This is a genomic window from Cloacibacterium sp. TD35 (assembly GCF_028864635.1).
Taxonomy (GTDB): Bacteria; Bacteroidota; Bacteroidia; order Flavobacteriales; family Weeksellaceae; genus Cloacibacterium.
Map to the genome: position 1 here is coordinate 375,998 of NZ_CP104850.1, position 17,159 is coordinate 393,156.

General features: G+C 33.5%; 16 protein-coding genes and 1 other RNA gene. 2 read left to right on the top strand and 15 right to left on the bottom strand.

Going from position 1 to position 17,159, the window contains the following annotated elements; translation table 11 throughout:
• Positions 1–6: 6 nt before the first annotated feature.
• The 11 genes from N7277_RS01640 to ssrA form a co-directional block, all read right to left on the bottom strand.
• Positions 7–1,164, bottom strand: a complete 1,158-nt coding sequence (locus N7277_RS01640) for a restriction endonuclease subunit S (RefSeq protein ID WP_274780040.1) — start codon at positions 1,162–1,164, stop codon at positions 7–9.
• Entirely contained in the window at positions 1,151–2,701 is a 1,551-nt protein-coding gene (locus tag N7277_RS01645; protein WP_274780041.1) for a type I restriction-modification system subunit M, read from the bottom strand. The genes N7277_RS01640 and N7277_RS01645 overlap by 14 nt, the downstream gene beginning before the upstream one ends.
• 82 nt (positions 2,702–2,783) lie before the next feature.
• A complete protein-coding gene (locus N7277_RS01650; protein WP_274780042.1) occupies positions 2,784–3,965 on the bottom strand; it encodes a hypothetical protein in 1,182 nt (393 codons plus the stop codon).
• A gap of 2 nt (positions 3,966–3,967) precedes the next feature.
• Positions 3,968–6,433: an N-6 DNA methylase gene (locus N7277_RS01655; RefSeq protein ID WP_274780043.1), complete on the bottom strand. Its 2,466-nt coding sequence runs from the start codon at positions 6,431–6,433 to the stop codon at positions 3,968–3,970.
• Between the two features lie 61 nt (positions 6,434–6,494).
• On the bottom strand, positions 6,495–7,493 hold the full coding sequence (locus N7277_RS01660; protein ID WP_274780044.1) for a helix-turn-helix transcriptional regulator: 999 nt from the start codon (positions 7,491–7,493) through the stop codon (positions 6,495–6,497).
• 107 nt (positions 7,494–7,600) lie between these two features.
• Entirely contained in the window at positions 7,601–8,242 is a 642-nt protein-coding gene (locus tag N7277_RS01665; RefSeq protein WP_274780045.1) for an AAA family ATPase, read from the bottom strand.
• 57 nt (positions 8,243–8,299) lie between these two features.
• Entirely contained in the window at positions 8,300–9,226 is a 927-nt protein-coding gene (locus N7277_RS01670; RefSeq protein ID WP_274780046.1) for a transcriptional regulator, read from the bottom strand.
• A 36-nt stretch (positions 9,227–9,262) separates the two neighbouring features.
• Positions 9,263–9,523: a helix-turn-helix domain-containing protein gene (locus N7277_RS01675; RefSeq protein ID WP_274780047.1), complete on the bottom strand. Its 261-nt coding sequence runs from the start codon at positions 9,521–9,523 to the stop codon at positions 9,263–9,265.
• A 142-nt stretch (positions 9,524–9,665) separates the two neighbouring features.
• Positions 9,666–10,508, bottom strand: coding sequence for an RteC domain-containing protein (locus N7277_RS01680; protein ID WP_274780048.1), 843 nt, complete (start codon positions 10,506–10,508; stop codon positions 9,666–9,668).
• 256 nt (positions 10,509–10,764) lie between these two features.
• Positions 10,765–11,997 (bottom strand): site-specific integrase, encoded by a 1,233-nt coding sequence (locus tag N7277_RS01685; RefSeq protein ID WP_274780049.1) that lies wholly within the window; start codon positions 11,995–11,997, stop codon positions 10,765–10,767.
• A 248-nt stretch (positions 11,998–12,245) separates the two neighbouring features.
• Positions 12,246–12,645: a transfer-messenger RNA gene (ssrA, locus tag N7277_RS01690) on the bottom strand.
• A gap of 290 nt (positions 12,646–12,935) precedes the next feature.
• Here ssrA and N7277_RS01695 point away from each other — a divergent pair.
• Together N7277_RS01695 and N7277_RS01700 are read left to right on the top strand one after the other, a co-directional pair.
• On the top strand, positions 12,936–13,664 hold the full coding sequence (locus tag N7277_RS01695; RefSeq protein ID WP_274780050.1) for a hypothetical protein: 729 nt from the start codon (positions 12,936–12,938) through the stop codon (positions 13,662–13,664).
• 73 nt (positions 13,665–13,737) lie between these two features.
• The gene (locus N7277_RS01700) at positions 13,738–14,469 is read left to right on the top strand and encodes an SIMPL domain-containing protein (protein WP_274780051.1); all 732 of its coding nucleotides are present in this window, start codon (positions 13,738–13,740) and stop codon (positions 14,467–14,469) included.
• A gap of 8 nt (positions 14,470–14,477) precedes the next feature.
• On the opposite strand, the gene N7277_RS01705 is transcribed toward N7277_RS01700, so the two are convergent.
• From N7277_RS01705 to N7277_RS01720, 4 genes are read right to left on the bottom strand one after another with little or no spacing between them, the layout of a single operon-like run.
• Positions 14,478–14,990, bottom strand: a complete 513-nt coding sequence (locus N7277_RS01705) for a GNAT family N-acetyltransferase (RefSeq protein WP_274780052.1) — start codon at positions 14,988–14,990, stop codon at positions 14,478–14,480.
• Entirely contained in the window at positions 14,990–15,226 is a 237-nt protein-coding gene (locus tag N7277_RS01710; RefSeq protein WP_446715116.1) for a PspC family transcriptional regulator, read from the bottom strand. Before N7277_RS01710 ends, N7277_RS01705 begins: the two co-directional genes overlap by 1 nt.
• Positions 15,226–15,552 carry a nucleotide pyrophosphohydrolase gene (locus N7277_RS01715; protein ID WP_274780053.1) on the bottom strand — a complete coding sequence of 109 codons (327 nt, stop codon included), beginning with the start codon at positions 15,550–15,552 and terminating at the stop codon, positions 15,226–15,228. Before N7277_RS01715 ends, N7277_RS01710 begins: the two co-directional genes overlap by 1 nt.
• 12 nt (positions 15,553–15,564) lie before the next feature.
• Complete coding sequence (locus tag N7277_RS01720; protein WP_274780054.1) at positions 15,565–16,965, bottom strand: hypothetical protein; 1,401 nt, start codon at positions 16,963–16,965, stop codon at positions 15,565–15,567.
• Positions 16,966–17,159: the final 194 nt, after the last annotated feature.

Genomic DNA, 17,159 nt, shown 5'->3' on the forward strand with positions numbered 1-17,159 from the left:
ATATTTTTATAACTTCACCCGCATCTCGCCACTCATTAACTTAGGCAATAAGGTATCGCGAAGTTGGGTTAGGGTTTGGATTTGCTGTTGATTAGCTCCAATCTTATTAAAATACTCTTTAACAAGTTCATGAAACTGATGAATCACCTCAATATTAGGTTTTTTAAACTTTAAATCCATTAAATGTGGTACTTTAATACTTGGTTGTACTCCGCCAATATCAAGGTTTAAAATATCTTCTTTGTTGATTTTTAAGAAAAGATAAATGAAATATGGAGAAATATTATCAGAACGTAAACCAATTAAATTTTGAGCGATACACCCAATATTTGATGTAAAAATTGAAAAGACGCCAATTGTACCTACTGTAGAAACAATTACATCATTTACTTTTAAATGTTTTCTAAACCAAGAATTATATGTTTCCTCAACAACATACTTTCTGATAACATTATAATTAACTAAGCAATCAGATGTATTAATTGCATTCACCTCTATTAATGGATATGCTGTTTTATAATCTACAGTTGGTGGTGTTTTACCTCTATTATCTACAACTAAATCTATTATTGAACCTAATGAAACTTCCTTCCAATCCTCTTTCGCATCCACTATAAACCACTGACGGAATAATGTTTCCGCCAATGCCTCTAAGGTTTGGTTTTGTTGGTGTAATAAGTCGATTTTATCATCCAAACTCGACAATACCGATGCAATGGCTTTTTGCTCGGGAAGTGGGGGAAGTTGGATTTCAAAATTTCTAATAGCATCTTTATCGCCTCTTGGCATTTTCGCTCCTTTAGATGTCAGAACTGTATATTCTGTAAATTCAGGATTACATAAAATATAGTAAAGAAATTTTGAAATAATATTTTCTTTAGCTCTAAAAGTTAAAACATCCTGAGAAACAGTACCGTCAAATTTAGCGTGCCATACTTTTTTGAAATAAGTTCTGATGTTTGAAAATAATATATCATTCTCTACAAAAGCATTTACTGTATTTGTTGTAGGCAATTTCTCAGCATTTTGAACTCCACCAAAATCATTGATCATATTTTCTGTTGAAATATAATTTTCTAATGTTGCATTTTCGATAGGTGTCTTTGTTGAAATAATATCACTAATATCCCCTAATTGAACTTCTTTCCACTTATTCTCCATCATTCGTCAATTCAATTTTTAACAAATTTTCAGCAATCATTGCATTCAATTCCGCTTCTTTGGCTAATTGTTCTTCCAAAGTTGCTTTCAGGGAAGTAAAACGCTCTACAAAGTTGAAATCGTCTTCTTCATCCGGTAAACCTACATAACGCCCAGGTGTTAAGACATAATCCAACTCTGCAACTTTAGACACCGGCACCGAAGCACAGAAACCAGCTACATCTTCGTATTGCCCATCGACATTACGCCAATTATGATAAGTAGAAGCAATTAAGTCGATATCCTCTTTACTCAGCTCACGGTTTCTACGGTTGATGAGATGCCCTAAATTACGCGCATCAATAAACAAGATTTCGTTTTCGGTATTACGGAATTTGGCATTCGGTACTTTCTTACGGCGCATAAACCATAAGGCCGCAGGAATTTGAGTATTCAGGAACAACTTGGCTGGTAAGTTCACAATACAGTCAATCAAACCTTCTTCGATTAATTTTTTACGGATCTCGCCTTCACCTGAAGTTTTAGAGGTTAAGGCTCCTTTTGCCAATACCACACCTGCTTGCCCTGTTGGTGCTAAGTGATGGATGAAATGTTGCAACCAACCAAAGTTGGCATTCCCTACGGGAGGTGTACCAAACTGCCAACGCGCATCGTTACGCAATAAATCGCCCGACCAATCACTCACATTAAACGGAGGATTGGCAATGATATAATCGGCTTTTAAATCTTTATGTGCATCGTTCAAAAACGAACCTTCTGAGTTCCATTTTACGCCCGTAGAATCAATCCCACGAATGGCTAAATTCATCTTCGCCAAACGCCAAGTGGTTTGGTTGGATTCTTGTCCGTAAATCGAGATATCATCAATTCTTCCCTGATGGTCTTCCACAAACTTTTCCGACTGCACAAACATACCACCCGAACCACAACACGGATCGAAAACACGGCCTTTATAAGGTTCTAGCATTTCTACCAATAACTCTACTACCGAACGTGGCGTGTAGAACTGTCCACCTTTTTGACCTTCAGCCAAAGCAAACTGACCTAAGAAATATTCGAAAACATGTCCTAACACATCGGCAGAACGCTCCTGCGTATCGCCAAAGTCAATATTCCCAATCAAATCTATTAAATCGCCTAAGCTTGTAGGATCCAAATTTTGTTTGGCATATACTTTTGGTAAAATACCTTTTAATTGTGGGTTTTCCGCTTCAATAGCATCCATTCCGTCATCTACAATTTTACCAATAGTTGTTTGCTTTGCACTAGATTGTAAAAACGACCAACGCGCTGAAGGTGGCACAAAGAATACGTTTTCTGCCGTGTATTCTTCTCTGTCTTCCGGATCAGCTCCTTGATCAATCTGTGCGGTTAAATCAGCATGTAATTTCTCAAATGCAATTGATATATATTTTAAGAAAATCAATCCAAGAACCACATCTTTATACTCCGCAGCATTAATATTTTTACGCAACTTATCCGCTGCTTTCCATAAGGTTTTCTCTAAAGGTTCTTCAACCGTTTGTTTTTTCTTAGCCATAAATTTTATTTATCGAAATAAATATAAAGTCAAATTTAAACCTTTATATTGTAATTAAAAGTATTATATTAGAATTAATCAATTAGATTTTAATACATTTTACCCTATTTTTCAAAAGATTAGTGCCATTGGGAGTATATTCTTCTATTTCAACTTGCACAGGTAATTCTTCAATAAGAGAATGATTGGTAACTAAATGTGGTGGTATGAAAATATTATCTCCCCCCTCATCTGGTTTAAAAAAAGCGAAGCCTTTATGGGGATTAATATTGATGACCTTACCACAAATGTAGACTTCGTTATGTTTAGCCTCCTCAGTTTCTGTTTCCACTTTTACCCAATTCTCTTTTTTAGGATTTGAATCTACATACATTTTAAACCATATCAAGACATCTAATAGTTGAAAAGAAATACTTTTCAAAAGATAAGTAGTTCTTATGGTCTTAACATAATTATCAATTTCTGACCTATGTGAGCCAGCTTGTGTTATAGATAAAATACTGCGTAAGTATGAAGCAATCTGTTTCGGAAGATGTGTTTCTTGAAGATGCTTGTGTTGTTTGTATACAGCGTCGGTATTCTCATATTGGTCTTGACCAGCAAGGAAAATACTCGTTTGATTTAAAGCGACACTTGGTGTAACAAATTCAGAAGGCAGTAAATTGAATTTATTGAATGCTATAAAAAGGTCTTCGACTACTTTTCGAATAGCGTTGAAATAATTGTCAATGTTTGTATCATCATTGACTTTGAGTAGGTTCAAAATATCTTGACCTGCAAACTCGCCAATGTACTTTTCTGTACATACGTCAAACACTCTTTTGTAATTGTGACGAATTTGAGTATCTTCCTGTTTTGCAGCAGCAGTCCTTATATCTGAAAACAGTCTGTCAATTTCCTCGTCACTACCTTTTTTGTAAACATTGGTAAAGGCCTTTTTGAAGGTTTTGTCTTCATAAGCTTCGGCTTGCCCTGTCAGTACAAATACTTCAAACTTCTTTTTAATTTGAAGTAATCTTTCTTTGGCTCTATGCACATTGTAGGTGTCTTCCGTTCCTTGGACATCATCTTCATTTTCAAAAAATTTAGCGTCTAATAGCACGCCATCATAAAAAGGATAATTCCTTTCTAATTCATCCATGCCACTATTCAAAGACTTGAATGGAATCAGGTTTATGCCATTTCTTTTTGCACGGCCTTTAGTTCCAGTTAGTGTTTCATGCTCATCGTCTATCCACAATATATTATAAAATATGTCCTCCATAATTAATTAATCAATTTTATTGGAAATTGGAATTTGAACTTCACCAAAAAGAATGGGTCTTCATTCAGTGAAAGTATCCAATCCGGGTTGTTAAAATCACTAGCAATTCTGTGTATATCATAACCACCTAAACCACTGCCATTGTTAGAATCGGCTGTCGAGTATTTGGTTATAAACTTCTCCCTGTCAAAATTCTTCGGAAAAGGTTTGCCGTTATTTCTGATTTCCATTACTAAAGAATCATCAACTTCGGTCAGTTCAATAATTACTTCGTTGCCTATAGCTTTTTTATCAAATGCATACTTATTGGCATTTGTGAGAATGTTATCCAGCAATGTTTTGAAAAGCGTTTTGTTAGCATAAATGCCTCTTTCTTTGAGTTTTTCACCTTTTAATAAAAACTTCTTTATTGTGAAGTGAAAGCCGTTATTAGACAGTTCGTTGACGGTACTATTAATATCTGACAGCGAAATAATTTGTTTTTCGTACTCGGACAATACAAGTCCGTTTTCACCCTTTTCAAGCACATCTGTAATGAAGTTTACATCACGCTTGATTTCCTTAAGGGCTGATAAAATATCAATATCATAGAAATCGGAAAATACTTTGTTCAATTCTTCAAAATCGTTCTTTTTCTTGGTTAAAAAATCCAACAAGTTGTCAGACCAATCCAAAATATTTTGTCTAGGTCTTCCCAAAGTATGCTTTAATGATGCAAATTCATTGAACTGCTTTATCGTCTTACCATGAACCAAGGCATTACGTTCTTCTTGCAAGCTTTTAATCTTATCAGATAACTCATTAATAACCTGAACTTTAGCACGCTGCTCTTCTAATGAAGGTAATTTAATTACTACCTCAAGTAAATCTTTCTGTCGAATAAAAGGTATAGTAGCTCCTAAACGGTAGGAATCTAATTGATGATTAACATATTCCGACTGAAGCTCATTGATTAAATAAGCTTTATCAACAATTTCTTCATTAACTTTAAATGAAAAAATATCCTGACTTCTAAAAATAGGCTCATCTTTGAACTCAAAAAAAGTTGGCTTTAAAGAACGCCAACGCATAGCAAGCAGTAAGCATGATTCTGAGACAATATGAATGTCAGATCTCCTCAGTTCTGTCTCTTCCACATTTGAAATATCAAGTGTAAAATCCACTTTATCGTCTTTTAAATCACGGATGCGAATTAATTTGCCTGATTCTGGTAAGTTTCCTCTTTGGCCTCTAACTAACTCTAGAATATCACCTAGCTTTACTAATCTTTCGTTTTCTTCAAAAATGATTTCATTAAGAAAATATCTTGGTACGCTTAGGCTATATTCATTCGAAATGATTTGTTCATTACTCACAAACCTAATAAACTCTGAATCAATTCTAGTATTATGTATTAGCTCACTGAGTTTATTATCATTTAGAATCTTTCCTTGACCATCTTTTTCTTCAACAAATTCACTGGCATCAACAAAGCGAACCAATCCTGATTTTTTCTTATTTTTGTTAAGCATCAGAATCACAAGGGGAATTCCTGTATTTGATAATAATCCTCCTGGCAATGATATAATAGTATCTAATACATCTTGTTGAATCAATTCTCTTCTTAATTGCTTTTCATATCCTTCTCTAGACAAGAAACCCAGTGGTAGTATAGATATTAAATTACCCTTAGAATCGAGAGATTCCAGTCCCCTTTCAATTAAAAACTGTTCAACTGAATTTACATTATGATAGTTTCTGTCAAATTTCATATTAAACGGTGGATGAGCAATAACTAGATCAAATTTTTCATTTGATGAAGGCCAATTCTTTGTAGAATCAACACATACATAATTTGAAAGACGAAGTTTATTATGCGCTAATAGACGAAGTGTTCCTAATGCCCAAGATTCCTCAGAGATTTCTTGACCTAAATAAGCTATTTCTTTGTCAAGACACACACCAAATGAAGCCAAGCCTGCAAAAGGATTAAAAACTTTGGCATCTTTTTTTAAATCAGCTAAACTAGACATTAAACGTGTTAACTCAACAGGTTGAATAAATTCACCAGCATATCTGCCCTGAGATTTAGAAATTTTATACAAAATATCTTCAAAAAAACTTGGAAAATAATCAACTAGCATCTTTCTATCTAATTGAAAAAATTGAAATAAAAATATATCAAATGGTTGATTAAAAAGATTAGTCAATGAATTGTTAAGCGTATCAACAATTTGAATATATGCTTCCTTAGTCTGGGAATTTAAAACTGAATTAACAATGAGCGATTTTAATTTATTTAAGTCAAAATCATCTGTAAAAGAACCTTCATTTATTACACCATCTTTATATAATGATATCAATAATAATGTAATCTGAACAGAGTCACTTGTATTGTTGAATTTTGAGTTATATCTAAATGAATTTAGAATACCTATAACTTTAAAAGATAACACATCAACTGGATTTGAATAAACTATATTTACCATAAAAAAAACTCTTTTCTAATTACTCTGCAAATGTATTTTTAATTAGTGCACTGAATCTGCATTAATAATTATTTTTCATCTTTTCAATTCTACTTTTCATCTTTTCCACAAAAGAAGCAGGTTCTAAAACCTGTAAACTTTCACCATAGGAAAGCAATAATGATTCTAATTCATAATTAGGGATTACTTTTATTATAACACGATGTATATTGTCTTCAAACTTATAGGCTTGTGATGGATGTAGTGGTTTTGTTTTGATATAGGGAACTAAAGTTTCTGCAATTTTAATTTTTATGGTTTCCACTTTTGCTTCTGGAATGGATACCCCTACAATATCATCGAAATATTCATTAAAATCTATGTCACTTTTTTCATAGGTTTTATTGGTTTCCTTAATAGAAATAATTCTGTCTAAAGCCAAGTTTGTTAGTGTTTCGAAATTGGGAGACTTACCAAATAAAAACCAACGCTTGTTGAATTGTTTCAAATGATAAGGACTTAATTCGTAAGTTACACTATTTTCATTTTTAAACGTTTTGTATTCAATTGCAACTACTTTTTTGTAAATGATAGCGTTGTATAACTCAGAGATAAAGGATTTGCCTTCTAAGTATTCGTTCTCTTCAAAACTCATCACCTTATCTGAGTTTTTATTTAGTTTGAATTCGGCATCTAATCGTGTCCCTAACTCATCAATCCAATCATATTGTGGCATTCCTTTGAATCTACTCAAGGTAAGTAAAGCTTCTTTTAATTGAAAAGCTTCAGTTTCATTTAAAGGTTTATTTGATATAGAAAAGTTTGGATCTTCATAGCGGTAATACACTTTTCTACCTTCTTTTGTTTTTTCTAATTCAATTGACCACCCCTGTTCACTTTCCATGAATCGGATATCATCATACAATTGTCTTTTTTTAATTCCTTCTTGTTTACCTGTGAACTCGTAAATAGCATCATTACATGCATCTACTAAATCTTCAATGGCAAATCTTTTACCAGGATTTCTAAAACACTTGTCTAATGTATTATATCGAATTTGAGCATGTTTATTAGTTGCCATAGAAATTTATGTCTATTCACAAAAATACAAAACCAAACCACAATAAAAAACGGAAAGCTATAAAATAACTAACAATGTACCATAAAACGAATTAAAATTAATGAAAATCACTTTCTTTTGTCGGTAGAGTTTAGGTCGTAGCCGAAAAGATTGAACATTTCTCTCATTCGGGAGCGGAGCCTGTTTCCGTAGATGGATTCTATTTCTGCTGCAGAAAGATTGGTGGTGAGGTGTGTGATAAGTCCTTTTTCTTTGAACAGGTCATAGCGTGTGAGGAGGATTTCTGCCATTACATTGCAGTCGTTTCCGTAATACTTCGATGAGGTTTCAATGCCTAAATCGTCAAAGCAATAGACTTTGGCTTTTCGAGCATCGTGGGTGAAGTTTCCTTTGGAGTAGTTCTCTAGGATTTGATAGCCCGACTGCATGAATTCTGAAACGATTTGGCGTGTGGAGACTATACCGAATTTGTTTTTGTTGCCTATGAATTTTTGCATGAGCTTGAATAAGGTGGTTTTTCCGCAACCGATAGGACCAGAAAGGAGAATTCCTTTTTGGAGGTCGAAGTCCATTTCTTTGGCCACTAAATCGTCTTGGAGCATCCATGCAATGGTGGCGAAGACTATGGGTTTTTCTTCGTCTGGAATGAGGTAGTTTTTACCGATAAACTGGGAAGCGAATTTTTTGAATTCTGGAATGATTTTGTAATAATCATAACGGGTTTCTATGGGTGGTGTAGGAAAGTTCATAGAGTGAGGTTGAGGTTAAGGTTAAGGTTAAGGTTGAGGCAGTGGTTGAGGTTGAGGTTAGAGGGGTTCTTTGTAGCTTTTATTGGTGGTGGCTTGGAGATTATTGCGTTTGCCTTCGGCTCCGCCGAAGCTTCGGTGATTTAAATTATCATTAAATTTTTTGGAGTTTTTGAGCCAATTGCGTGCAGCTGCTTCCCAATTTTTCATTTTGGATTTTCCACCCACGAGCCAGCCGTTGGATTCGTAGTGGTCAAAAAATCTTTCGGCTTCTGAAAGCGGTGTGTCTTTTTCTTCAAAAAAAAGTTTTACCTCAGCAAAGGTGGGTGGGATTTTGGGAGCTGATATTGGCGAAAGTTTCTTTTTGCCTCCATAATGATTATTTTTTTCGATATGAGTCGGCGAAAGCTTTGCGCTTTTCTTTTCGCGCAACTTTTCTTTTTCTTTAATTTTTTGAGATAGTGATTTTGGGACAATTTCTTGGAAAGGAATTGCAGGTAAAAAAGCTTGTTTAAAATTTGAACTGGTCTCGGGTGTGGTAATACTATGTTTATTGTTTATATTGTTTATATAGTTTATAGAAGGCTCCAATGCTTGTTCAATACCTGTTCCGATTTTGATATGGTGCTGGTTCAATGCTTGTTCAGAGCTTGTTTGATTTTTAGCATGGTAGCTGTTCAAATTTTGTATTTCTGTATCTTCAAAATTGAATAGATTTACCATGCTTCCTTTGTAGGGATTGAATGAAGGTAAATATTCGATATATCCAAAATCTTGAAGGTCTTTGATGCACTTGTGGTAAGTACCGTAAGCTGCAATTTTACTGAGCTTCATCATTTCATGTCGTGAAATGCTTATTGGGTTCTGGAAGTGGTTGAGGTTCCAGAACTGAAATAAAGCAAGGTATAAGCTGATGTGTGTGGGGTTAAGGCGTGAGTCTTCGTGGATTTTTTCGTAAAATCCTGTAAGGTGGCGGATGTAGTTCATTTTTATGTTGGGAGTTGGATGTTGGGTGATGGATGATTAATTTTTGGACTGGAGAAGCTTTTCAATATCCTCATAGTTGTAGTATAGTGTACCTCCTACTTTAGAGTAACGGAGAGTGCCATTAATCCTCATGTTTTGGAGAGTTCCTGAGGAAATTTTGAGGAGTGCTTTTACATCTGCGCTTCGGAGCCATTGTTTTTGGCTGTTTGACTTTGGGAGGAGTAAGTTTTTGAGTTCTTGTAATAGATCATTTTTGAACTCTTGAAGGTCTTCTTTGGTAACAATTTCTAGTGCCATAATTAAAAAGTTTAGGTTAAGGTTAAGGTTAAGTTGGTTTAGAATTCCGGCAATGATTATTCATCCCCGGAATTGTTTACGGCGAAATTGTGCTGTTTTGGTAAGATTTATTCACAACGGAGACTGCGTTGTGAATGATTTTTTAGAAATTTTCGTCTGTTTCCTCCATTCTTAACAGAAGTTTATCTTTGAGGGTATTAATAAATTTGGCTCTGTCGTCTTTTCGGGTTCTGATGTCTAGGAACATACGCCTGTATTGTCCTAAATCTACATTGAAGGTTTCTTGGAATTGGTCTGCAATGTCTTTAACATTAGCGGTTCCGTTGTTGAAAACGCCTTCGGTTTGGAGGGCGTAGATGAGTTCAATAAGGGCGACTTTTGGAGCCGTCCATTGGAGTTTGGAGGTTTGGGTTGAAAGATAGCAGTTTAATGCTTTTTCAAGTTCTAGAATCTTTTTATCAATGTAAATAGACAAAAGGTCGTTTGCCATGATTAAAGCGACTTTGTAATCATGTGTAGTGGAGAATTTTGAGTCTAACTCAAAATTATAATTGTTGAGGTTGATTTTAAAATCTACATTTCCTCTCAAAAAATATTTTTCATCTAGGAAAGTGCTATTCGTACGGTAGTATTGATAAAAATCTAAATTCTTATCAAAGAAATCTTTTATGTTAGCCTGTTCAGCCTCATAATATTTTTTGAGGATTGATGCACCTCCTAGTGGGGCTTGGGAAGCAATTCTGTAAATAGCCATGTGATAATATAGCTTGGAAGTGAATTGCGGTTTTATGGATTTAAAAAATAAAATTTCTTCATGCTTAGATTTAAATTTATGCTTAATGACCATTTTTTTGAGCTGCTCTAGAGTTTTGAGAATGACTTTGATAATTTCTTCGGATTTTTGAAGAATGTTATCAAACTCAGATTCTAAAAATTCAATTTGTCCATTAAGCTCTCTTAAGAGATCAATAGATTTAGTTTCCACAGTTAATTTTTGTTTTTAAGGGTGCTAAAAATATAATTTTAACGATAATGCAACAAAAAAAATTAAAAAATATTATCAACAATAATAAATGAATTTTATTAATTATTCATAATCAATTAATTATGATAATTAGAAATATTCGTTAATACATAGCATTATATTGAAAATATAACAATGTTGTTATATTATATATTAAAGTTGCTTTATTAGACTGGTTTGAAGCCGTTTGGATTTTTACCAAAAAAGAAAATGAAGATTAAGAAATCTTCATTTTTAGTTCTTTTTGGGCTAATTTTTCTTTTAAGATATTCATGTCGTTGCTGACTTTGGAATCCAAAATTTTAGCGTAGTGCTGGGTCATTCTAATACTTGTGTGACCTAACATCTTACTAACTGTTTCGATTGGTACACCATTATTTAGAGTTACTGTTGTGGCAAAAGTGTGTCTTGCTGCATGAAAAGTTAAATCAAATTCTATATCACATAGAGTAGAAATTTCTTTTAAATACTCATTCATTTTTTGATTGCTTAAAATTGGGAGGACTAAATTTTGGTTTAAACATTTAGGATTGTCTTTATATTTGGTCAAAATATTTTCTGCAATTGGCAAAAGTGGTATGCTTGCATCAACTTTAGTTTTTGTTCTTTTGATTTTAATAAATCTCGCTCCACTAATGTTTGTAGATATATCATCATATTTTAGATTCTTAATATCAACATACGCTAAACCCGTGAAACAGCTAAAGATGAAAACATCTCTAACAAAGGACAGCCTTTCACTTTTAAATTCTTTGTCAATTATTGACTCTAACTGCTCCTCACTCAGAAAGTTTTTGTCTACTGGCTGTAGCTTTGTTTTGTAATTTATAAAAGGGTCTTTATTTATCCATTCATTATCAATACAAAGTTTTATGATTTTTCGGAAGTTTTTCAAATATTTTACAGAAGTATTATTACAACAGTTTCTTATGGTTCTAAACCATAAGTCATAGTACGAAATAAATTCTGGTTTGATATTTTTGACTTCCATATCTGAAATGTTGTATTTCCATTTCATAAACTCTATAGTGTGTTTTAATGAAGTTTCATATCTCTTCCATGTTCCAAATGAGTATGTTTTTCCAATAAGAGAAAACACCATCTTATTGTGTTCCTTGAAAACTTCTACAAGGGTAATTGCTTTTTCATCAATTCCCAAAAATTTATTCTTTAGTGTTTCTGCAGTAACCTCCTTATTAGCAAAAATAAGTTCATTGTAACTTGAAAAAACTTTTAGTTTATAGTTGTCAATTAATGAATTGATAGCTTTTGCCTGTTGACTATTTCCTTTTAGTTTACCAGATTTAGAACACCATGAAGCTGTTGGGATAGTTTGCCCAGTTGATATTTCAGAGCGTTTTCCTCTAACTGTAATACGTAAATAAATGGCTGATAGTTCTGGATTGCTTTTTGTTTTCTTTGCGTAGAAAATTAAATTGTAGTGGTTCATGTGTGGTGACATTTAAGGGTTATAAATTTATTTTTGACCCAAAGAACCTACAAGATGTTCAATCATTGAAATGGCTTTGTATAAGCAGTTTCAAGAGAGGTAGGTGAGTACTTTGGTGATTTTTTGATACTCACCGGATCACTCTATTTAAAGATTGATTTATTATGGTAATATTTGTTATTCGAGAAAATAAAAAACCCTTTAAAAATCTAAGTTTTAAAGGGTTTTAGTAAAATTTGAATTTTACATTGTGGAGTTGGAGGGATTCGAACCCTCGTCCAAACAAGCAATACGCAAGCTTTCTACATGCTTATTTTGCTATTGGTTTTCGTCGTAAAGCAGACAGCAAACAGCCAACTTTACGCTTATCTTCTAAAATTTTCGTTCCCGAACCGAAGTTTTTCGGGACTTATTTCCGCATTTTCTATGCCTCGGAATCGAACGTCGCAGAACAGAACTTTCGGGAGACATCTTGTTTCCTTACTATACTTCGGGAAAAAAGCTAATCCTACTAAGCTTCGGATTAAGCAGCAAGAGCAAACTCTTCGTTGCCAGTTAAATTCTGTAGCAAGGGATTAAAGAGATCGCGCTACGGTTCTCTGCATGCTTACTTACCCATTGGTCTTGCTGTCGAAACCAGTCAACCCCAATTTTTAAGTATGCAAATATAAGCAAAAAACATACCTAAATTTTAATTCTGTATTTCTTTTATTGTGGCGCCAAATTTCCGCCTTCCGTTCCCGCTATTTTTGTGCGGCGGCTTCGCCGCCGCACAAAAATAGCTCCACTCAAGTCGGGGCGCAATTCCGTTATCATTAGAACTTTTTAACCAAATTTTGAAAATTCACCTCTTAAAAACTCATAAAAAAGTTAATCTCGGTTAAAGTTGTTTCAGCAATCAAATTTCAAAATAATTTTGAGACTGCTAATCATAACCTATGAAGAAAACTCTACTCCTATTTTTATTCATTTTCGCCCATTCTTTTCATGCTCAAGAATACGTTTTTGGCAAAATTACATCAGAACAAAACATAGAATTATCCGGAGTTTTAATCCTCAACACCAGAACAGACGAAAAAACATATTCAGACAGCGATGGCAATTTTATGATAGCTGCAAAAAACAATGATGCGCTACGATTCGTAAAACAAAAATTCGATAGAATTACCTATTTCGTAAAACCCGAAGATTTAAAAAACTCTATAAAAATCACGCTTATAAAATCCGTTGTAGAAATAGAAGAAGTAGAAATTAAAACAAAACTCACAGGCAATTTAAGAGAAGATGCAAAAAGAGTAGAATCTGTGAGAAAAGTAAAACTCAATAAAGAAATTTCTAAATATATTGCTGAAAAATCTGACCCAGAAATTATAAAACCAAGAGGCGGTGAATTTGTACAACCAGTTGGGCAAGGTTTTTCTGTAGGAAAAGTTTCTAATCAGGCAGACCAAATAGATTTAGCCGAAGATTTTCTAGAAATTCTTGGCGAAGATTATTTTACAGATTTAGGACTTAAAAAAAGTGAAATTTCTGCATTCATTTTTCATGTAATGAACGGATTAGATTTAAAAAACGCCTATAAATATGGTTATTTAAAAGGAATCGATATTGCTCAGTTCAGAAAACAAGCAGAAATAAAAATCTATGATTTTAGAAAGTTAAAATAATATGGAATTGAATTTGATGTATTATTTTTTGTAAATTTAATGTTATCAAATCACCACCTAAAATCACAATTTTATGAACAAAAACATTATCGCCATTGCTGTTGCTTCTTTGGGCTTCATCATTGGGTTTGGCTTATTAGGAAGCGCCATCAAAAACCGAAACAAATCAGAAAACACCATTTCTGTTACCGGTCTTGGAACCAAAAAATTCACTTCGGACCTCATCACTTGGAGCGGAAACTTCTCCAGAAATAGTTTTGAACTGAAACAAGCATATGATGCACTTTCAAACGACCGAAAAATTATTGAAAACTATTTGATTTCTAAAGGAATCCCTAAAACCGAAATCGTTTTTTCGGCGGTAGATATTCAGAAGCAATATAATTATGTTTCGGAACCTAACGGAGGTGGCCATCAGACTTTTGCTGGCTATCAGTTAACTCAATCGGTTTCATTAGAAAGTAAAGATGTGGCAAAAATTGAAAATCTCTCAAGAAACATTACCGAAATCATCAATCTTGGGATAGAATTTACCTCATCAAAACCAAGTTATTTCTACACAAAACTAGCCGAAGTAAAACAGGAAATGATTGCCAATGCAACAAAAGATGCTAAAGAACGTGCCGAAAAAATCGCAGAAAATGCAGGTTCAGAATTGGGAAATCTTAAAAAAGCAACAATGGGTGTTATCCAAATTACAGCTCCTAATTCCAATGAAGATTTTTCTTACGGCGGAACTTATAATACTCAATCAAAAGAAAAAGAAGCGAGTATTACAATTAAATTAGAATATGAAGTAGATTAGTTGAAATTTTATATTTCGTAGACAACTTCGTGTATTTCCTTAATGCAATTTTCTAAATTTTCAGGCTCGAAATTTGCCATTAGAAATAAATTTACAACACTTTTACCTTCGCCATAACTCGGTTGAAGGTAATTTTTTTCTATGATGCTAAAACCATTTCTTTCATAAAAACGCAATCTTCTTTCTGCAATTTCTGAAAGTGAATCTGGCTCAGTTTCTAAAATGAGCTTTTCGAATTTTTCTTGCAAACTTTCCAGAATTTTTTCTCCAAATTTTTGATTTCTAAATTCCTCAAAAACTTCGAAATGTTCTAAAAAATAAAATCCCTGAAGCTCCCAGATCACGCAGTATCCTATATTTTCATCTTCGTGATTAATGGAATAAACGAATGCGTCAGGATTCTCGGCTAAATCTAGAAATTGGTCTTTGCTACGCCTCTCTTCTTCGGGAAAAGTTTTTTCGTAGCGGTAGAAAATTTTAGAAATTTTCTTGCGGTTTTGTAATTCTTCGAACCAAATCATTACAAATCGAATACATTAGGTCTTCTGGTGATGAAAATATCTTTTACCCAAAGTGTAAATGCCATCATAAGATATACTAAGAAGAAAAAACCAGCTGTGGCAAAAGTGGAATAAATGAAAAATACACGCAATTTAGAAACAGGAATTCCTAGCCTGCTCCCAAACCTTGTGAGCGTTCCGAACCATTCGTGTTCTACTCTGTGTCTTAAATCCGTAATTATTTTGGGCTCTTTCATTATTTTAATTTCTCATTATTTTGATGACGGTCAAAATCTCTTTCAGTTTTTACTTTCATCTTTTTATCAAAAGCGGTTTGTAAATCTACACCAGTTTGGTTTGCCAGGCACAAAGTTACAAAAAGTACATCTGCTAATTCTTCGCCTAAATCTTTAGATTTGTCAGATTCTTTTTCGCTTTGTTCACCATATCTTCTGGCAATAATTCTGGCAACCTCTCCTACTTCTTCGGTTAACATTGCCATATTCGTTAATTCATTAAAATAACGAACACCAATGGTTTTTATCCATTCATCAACTTGATTTTGTAGAATTTTTATTTCCATAATTTTTCTCAATTATTGATACGCTCCAATTGTAGGATTAGTAGTTCTGTTCACTTTTACAATATCTAGAGGAACCAAAGCTGCTATAGAAGCCTTTCCCTTCGTTTTTGCAGGAGACGCAATTTTTACTCTCAGATTCATTTTTTGGGTAAAGTAATTCTCAAATTTTGGATCTTCATTTTTAATGGAATTCACAATTTTTGCATTCCCGTCCCAAATGAAACCTGCATTTGCAGCTTCAAATTTCACCAAACAATTCTCGATGAAATAATTAAATGTTTGTCCAGAAGTTGGCTTGAACTGAATCGCGTTATTTCTTTCGGTGTAAACAATAGAATTTTGAAGATTCAATGTTAAAGCGCCTTGTTCTGTAGAAGTTCCGTTGTTATACTCATTAGCAGCATAAATTCCGAAACTTGGCAAACTGCTATTTAAATTCCAATAATTAGCAAAAGTAGCATGTAAAAATGTATAATTTCCGCCTTTGAAAATTCCTAAATTCGCTTGTCCACAGTTATTGATTACCAAATTTTCTGCTTGAACGGTTGCATTAATTCCTAAAATTCCAAAATCTTGAAATGTATGAACAATCGTGTTTTTAAGCGTAGCAGAAGCGTGATTGAGTTCTAAACCAGTCGTTCCACCAATAATTTTAGCATATTTTAAATTGGCAATTGCACCTTGTTCTAACTTAATTCCATCCCAGTTAAGTGGAAGAGTGTCATATCTCGCATCATTTCTGTCTCCACGGAAAATAACTTCTTTGCCTAAATCTCCATTTGCAATCAATTGAGCATTTTTCCCGATTTTCAAATTAGCATTTTTATGAAAATACACTTTTGTGCCCTCAGAAATAGTAAGTGATTTTCCATCGGCCAATTTTAAATCGCCATAAATAATTTTCGCTTTCGTATTGTTCCAAGAAGTATTGTCCGTTAAAATCTTCGGACTGGTTTCGGTAGAAATATAAAATTCCACATCTTGAACTACTGACAGCAAAGTCACGTGTTGATTCGCTACTGGCGATTCTATTTGAATTCTTTCTTCGGCAATCGCTTCTGGAGCATTTGCAGTAGGAGCAATTTCTACAAAAATATAAAGACTGTCTTTTTTACGAAGGGGCACATTGGTAAATTCTGTCCCTGCTTTTCCGTCTACATTAATTCTGTATAGTGAAGTATTACCTGATTCTAGATAAATTTTCGGGATAGAAATATCTTTATTTTCGTCGTTATAGATTTTTACAGCATAGGTTTCGCTTCTCACCTGATTGTAAACAGTGTCTAAAACCAAAGTATCTACTGAAAATCTAAGTTTTTTGCTTGGCGCATCGAATGAGATTTCATCTCTGTTACAAGAAATGACAAAAAGAGCCAACCAAAACCCGAAAAAAAGAAAATATTTTGTCTTCATGGAAGTATTAAAATAAGCGTAAAGTTAATGAAAAAAGCTGAACTGTTTCTAAAAACGAAAAAACGGGAAAATTTCTTTCATAAAAAACTTAATACGCTATTTGTCAATTCAAAAAATATTTTTATTTTTGCAGTCTAAAATTAAGAATAATAAAAGCAGTGCCATTACACGCAATTATTATCAACTAAAATTTA

Coding starts and splice junctions, on each gene's coding strand:
- N7277_RS01715 (WP_274780053.1), bottom strand. CDS start 15,552: ATGGAAATAAAAATTCTACAAAATCAAGTTGATGAATGGATAAAAACC.
- N7277_RS01685 (WP_274780049.1), bottom strand. CDS start 11,997: ATGAACCACTACAATTTAATTTTCTACGCAAAGAAAACAAAAAGCAAT.
- N7277_RS01660 (WP_274780044.1), bottom strand. CDS start 7,493: ATGGCAACTAATAAACATGCTCAAATTCGATATAATACATTAGACAAG.
- N7277_RS01665 (WP_274780045.1), bottom strand. CDS start 8,242: ATGAACTTTCCTACACCACCCATAGAAACCCGTTATGATTATTACAAA.
- N7277_RS01640 (WP_274780040.1), bottom strand. CDS start 1,164: ATGATGGAGAATAAGTGGAAAGAAGTTCAATTAGGGGATATTAGTGAT.
- N7277_RS01710 (WP_446715116.1), bottom strand. CDS start 15,226: ATGAAAGAGCCCAAAATAATTACGGATTTAAGACACAGAGTAGAACAC.
- N7277_RS01720 (WP_274780054.1), bottom strand. CDS start 16,965: ATGAAGACAAAATATTTTCTTTTTTTCGGGTTTTGGTTGGCTCTTTTT.
- N7277_RS01655 (WP_274780043.1), bottom strand. CDS start 6,433: ATGGTAAATATAGTTTATTCAAATCCAGTTGATGTGTTATCTTTTAAA.
- N7277_RS01705 (WP_274780052.1), bottom strand. CDS start 14,990: ATGATTTGGTTCGAAGAATTACAAAACCGCAAGAAAATTTCTAAAATT.
- N7277_RS01650 (WP_274780042.1), bottom strand. CDS start 3,965: ATGGAGGACATATTTTATAATATATTGTGGATAGACGATGAGCATGAA.
- N7277_RS01645 (WP_274780041.1), bottom strand. CDS start 2,701: ATGGCTAAGAAAAAACAAACGGTTGAAGAACCTTTAGAGAAAACCTTA.
- N7277_RS01675 (WP_274780047.1), bottom strand. CDS start 9,523: ATGGCACTAGAAATTGTTACCAAAGAAGACCTTCAAGAGTTCAAAAAT.
- N7277_RS01670 (WP_274780046.1), bottom strand. CDS start 9,226: ATGAACTACATCCGCCACCTTACAGGATTTTACGAAAAAATCCACGAA.
- N7277_RS01695 (WP_274780050.1), top strand. CDS start 12,936: ATGAAGAAAACTCTACTCCTATTTTTATTCATTTTCGCCCATTCTTTT.
- N7277_RS01700 (WP_274780051.1), top strand. CDS start 13,738: ATGAACAAAAACATTATCGCCATTGCTGTTGCTTCTTTGGGCTTCATC.